The sequence below is a fragment of the Pseudoalteromonas sp. MelDa3 genome (assembly GCF_002863625.1).
Taxonomy (GTDB): Bacteria; Pseudomonadota; Gammaproteobacteria; order Enterobacterales; family Alteromonadaceae; genus Pseudoalteromonas; species Pseudoalteromonas arctica.
This window is the reverse complement of record NZ_PJBR01000159.1, coordinates 1-4,314: the sequence shown is the minus strand read 5'-3', so window position 1 is coordinate 4,314 and position 4,314 is coordinate 1. Positions and strand designations below refer to the sequence as shown.

Here is a 4,314-nt window from a genome sequence, read left to right as displayed (position 1 = left end):
TAGCGAGAGTAAAAAACCCATGTTAGGTTAATTCCTAACATGGGTTTTTTGTTTTATTTTATATGTGAGTTAATACTTTAAATACGTTAATTGAGTAGGGTATGTATTTATAATTAATATTTTGGGTGTGCTTGTTTAGGCTATACGAATATAATAAGAGATAACCGTATAAAAAATAATAACCTTTCTGCTTTGCTTGTTTTGAGCAAGGCATCATTAAATAAATATTGAGATTTAAACCATGGCACCAGGAACCAGCCTAAGCGTACTTGAAATAAGTGCGATATTTTTATCAATTACCGCGTTACTTACCTATGTAAACCATCGTTTTATTGGCTTGCCAACAACCATTGGCGTTATGGTTATTTCGATGCTTTTGTCTATCGGCGCTATATTTTTGGGCTTTTTAGGATTTGATGATCTTATAGATTACGAAGTAAGCTTGCTCGATCAGTTAGATTTTACTGAAGTTTTGCTCGATGGCATGCTCTCTATGCTACTTTTTGCTGGGGCGCTACATGTAAATGTTAGCGATTTAAGGCGCTATAAATTACCCATAGGTATTTTAGCCTGTGTTGGTACGTTGCTATCAACGGTTATTATTGCTGGTGCGCTTTATTTAGTGCTTCCTTTGCTTGGTTTTGATTTAGCGTTTATTTGGTGCTTGTTGTTTGGTGCATTAATTTCGCCAACTGATCCGATTGCGGTAATGGGAATTTTACAATCTGCGGGTGCGCCTAAAAGTATTGAAACCGTGATTGCGGGTGAATCATTGTTTAACGATGGTATTGGCGTGGTTATTTTTGTGCTTTTATTGGGTGTTTTATCAAGTGGTGATATTCCTACAACTTATTATGTAGCGCACACGCTGGCGGTTGAAGCCGGTGGCGGTATTGTTTTTGGTTTGGTATTAGGTGGTATTTTATATTATTTACTTAAAAGTATTGATAGTTACCAAGAAGAAGTACTACTTACTTTAGCGGGCGTTATTGGTGGTTATGCACTTGCTAGCCATTGGCATTTGTCGGGCCCACTCGCAATGGTAATGATGGGGCTAATGGTGGGTAATCATGGTCGTAGTATGGCTATGAGCGACAAAACACGCCATTACGTTGATTTGTTTTGGGAGCTGATTGACGAAATTTTAAATGCCATTTTATTTGTACTCATAGGGCTTGAGGTCGTCATGATTGCATTTTCGAGTAATTTATTTATTGCTGGTGGCTTAACAATTTTATTAGCGTTACTCGCACGTTTAATCGTTGTGGGTATAACAACCACTACATTTAATAAGCAATTAGAGTTGCCATCTGGCGCATGGAAAGTTTTAACCTGGGGTGGCTTGCGTGGTGGTATATCGGTTGCACTGGTATTGCAACTACCTGATGGGAACGAGCGCGATATTTTGTTGGCTCTCACTTATGCGGTTGTGGTTTTTTCTATTTTAATTCAGGGTTTGAGTATTGGTAAAGTAGCCAAAACTATCCGTTAAATATAAATTGGTTAGACTAAACCTGTTAAATGTAATTTTTAAAAAAGCGTGTGAAATAGCTGTATTTCACACGCTTTTTATTTTTCTTATAAAACAAAAGGGCAATTAAAACGTAAAGCTGAGCTGCACACCGCTGTAAATATGTTCTTGTGCTTCCCAGTAGTCGCCATCTATTTGGCGTGCTTGGGTAAATACTTCTATTTTAAATGGCTTAAAATGATAACCCGCTCCTATACCTGCGTAGCCGTCTATGTCGTTGTTCGATTTTTCTATTTGGTAGGTGTTATCGCCTCTATCGTTTTTAAAGGCGAGTTCGAACAGATCTAAGCCAAGCTCGGCGTATATAAAAAAGTTATTAAAATAACCAAGCTTCATTCCGTTGTCCCAAGTTATAAACTCTTCTTGCTCGCCTTGTTTATTATCGATTACTGCCGCGCCAATTGCGCTTGTAAAAACAACACCAAAGTTACTGTAATTTTGCTTAACCATCATTTCTACACCCGCAGATGTAATGCTGCTATCGCCATTAAATTCTGACTTTATAAACATACCGGTGTTAGGCATGTTGTTACCGAGCAAAAGCCTTGCGTTAGCATTTTGGCTAAATGATAAAAGCGTGCTTAATAAAACAAAAAGAGGAAGTGTGTGTTTCAAAAAAGTTAACCCATTAATGATGAAAAGTTACCAGAGCTGCAATTATAAATACATAACTTAGTATTGCATGTAATTAAATGTATAAATTTGTTTGATTGTTACTCAGCTATGCCAAAGTAAGGTGTTTAAAATAAAACCAACTAAAAAAAGGCATAAATAATTATATACATTTGAAAACGTAAAGTAGCGATTTTAGACACGTACGATGATGCGTAAGCTATTTAAATATATAGAAAAAGTTTAAACGTATTAGACTAAGGTCTATAGGTTAATTTTCTTCACTTATTAGGTTTGTTTTAATCGTTTGTCGGGCTTGTGTTAATTCTCTAAAGTTCAGTTGTCGGCAACAAGCACGGCTTAACTAATCAGGAATGTAACCATGAAAACACTTATCAAAACTATCGCTCTTAGCTCACTATTAACATGTTCAGCTGCTGCAGTAGCTGATGCAAGTGATTACAAATTAATGGTTATTGAAACTGCAACAGCGCCACAGCCACTTGAGCAATCATTTAATAGCTGCGCACTGAATGTTAAGTCAAAAAATTATGCGCAAGCGGAAGAAATTTGTACTAAAGCAATCGCACTTTTAAAAGACGCAGATGGCCCTAAATTTAAAGTACGTCAACTTACGTCATTCGCATTAAGCAACCGTGGTGTTGCACGTTTAAAAGCCCATAACGACACTGCTGCACTTGCTGATTTATACGAAGCATCAAAATTGTCTAACAGCACGATGGTATCGCACAACTTAACTCGCGCTAAAGAAGAATTATCGTTATAAAAAACCTTTATAACGTGTTTTATAAAGTGCTTACTAAAGCATAATATAAAATAGCGAGAGTAAAAAAGCCGATGTAGGGTTAAACCCCAACATCGGCTTTTTCGTGTTTATTTGAAAAGATTTATATTGTGTTTTTGTCGAATAAGCCAAAATTGTTATTAAACGATTTTTGTTTAGGTAATTGACCTGTTTGAGTTGTTGAGCAGCTATTGTTAGCTAATAAGTAAAGTGCTTCGTTTAAAAGCGGATCTTTTGTATCGCCCCAGTCTGCATTAATGGTGTCGTCGGCATAACAATCGGCTGGTAAACCGTTAAAGTAGTCGCCATATCCTTCTGAATTAACCATTTTAAAGTTGATAGCGAATACTACATGGTCGCATAGCTTGTTGATATCCATGCCAACAGGCTTTCCTCTTGTGCTTGTGCCAACTACTTGAACATCTATGTAAGGTTCTAGTGCATTTATTAACACTTCGCTAGCAGACGCTGTTTGTTCAGTGGTCAGCACTACAACGCGGGGTAAGTTTAGACGGGGTTTGCTACCACTCAACTCAAAATTTGTGCTGTTAGAGCCTCGATTTTTATTGTATTGGTAGCTAAACATGGGTTTACCTAACACTTGCTCGGCGGCAATTTGGCTTGCTAGTTGTTTTGCTATATTTAGATAACCGCCGCTGTTGTAGCGTAAATCAAGTACAAGCTCGGTTACGTCTTCTTGCTTAAATAATGAAAATGCGTCATCTAGGTCTTGTGCACTGCGTTCAACAAAACTATCAAATACAAGGTAGCCAACCTTACCTGCGTCGGCTTCTAAAATACGGGTGTCAAGTATTGTATTGGTGTTAACGGTTGAACGCGACATGGTGCCTGTTTGTTCCACGCCGTTTAAGTCTACCCAGGTTACGTCGACTGTATAGCCTTCTTCGTCTGGACCAAATAAAGCATCGTAATCAAAAGTATTATTAGCCATTGCTTCTTCAATATTGATGCCATTCATTGTGGTGATTAACGAGCCTCTTGTTAAACCCATAGCAGCGGCATTGCCATCATCAAAAACATATTTTACAAGAATACCGTTTGTCATTAATCTATTTGATAAACCATAACCGAAATAACTCGCGTTAATGTATTGATCCTCATATTCTTGCGCTGTAACTACATAACTAAATTCATCTAGTTCTACTTGTGCGCGAACTTCGGTCAGTAAATCGTTTAACGAGTCAAATGTTGATGGGTTGGTAGAGGTATTTAATTGATCGTTCCAGAGGTAGTCTGCTTGAAGGTAATCCCACAGAGCTTCGTTTTGTGCAGCTTGAGATTCACATACTTGCGGATCGGAACTAATTATTTGTCCTTCGTTTTCTGACCCACCACATGCGCTTAA

At 37.7% G+C, this 4,314-nt stretch carries 4 protein-coding genes; 2 read left to right on the top strand and 2 right to left on the bottom strand.

Annotated elements, in window-relative coordinates; translation table 11 throughout:
• Nucleotides 1-241 precede the first annotated feature (241 nt).
• A complete protein-coding gene (locus CXF89_RS18525; RefSeq protein ID WP_121955424.1) occupies nt 242-1,492 on the top strand; it encodes a cation:proton antiporter in 1,251 nt (416 codons plus the stop codon).
• A 105-nt stretch (nt 1,493-1,597) separates the two neighbouring features.
• Here the strand turns inward: CXF89_RS18525 and CXF89_RS18520 are convergent, their stop codons facing one another.
• Nucleotides 1,598-2,146, bottom strand: a complete 549-nt coding sequence (locus CXF89_RS18520) for a hypothetical protein (protein WP_121955423.1) — start codon at nt 2,144-2,146, stop codon at nt 1,598-1,600.
• A 379-nt stretch (nt 2,147-2,525) separates the two neighbouring features.
• Between CXF89_RS18520 and CXF89_RS18515 the strand changes: the two genes are divergently transcribed.
• Nucleotides 2,526-2,930 (top strand): hypothetical protein, encoded by a 405-nt coding sequence (locus CXF89_RS18515; protein ID WP_024600636.1) that lies wholly within the window; start codon nt 2,526-2,528, stop codon nt 2,928-2,930.
• 121 nt (nt 2,931-3,051) lie between these two features.
• Here the strand turns inward: CXF89_RS18515 and CXF89_RS18510 are convergent.
• Nucleotides 3,052-4,314 (bottom strand): S41 family peptidase (locus tag CXF89_RS18510; protein ID WP_121955422.1); only part of this gene is annotated, 1,263 nt, incomplete at its 5' end.

Coding starts and splice junctions, on each gene's coding strand:
- CXF89_RS18515 (WP_024600636.1), top strand. CDS start 2,526: ATGAAAACACTTATCAAAACTATCGCTCTTAGCTCACTATTAACATGT.
- CXF89_RS18525 (WP_121955424.1), top strand. CDS start 242: ATGGCACCAGGAACCAGCCTAAGCGTACTTGAAATAAGTGCGATATTT.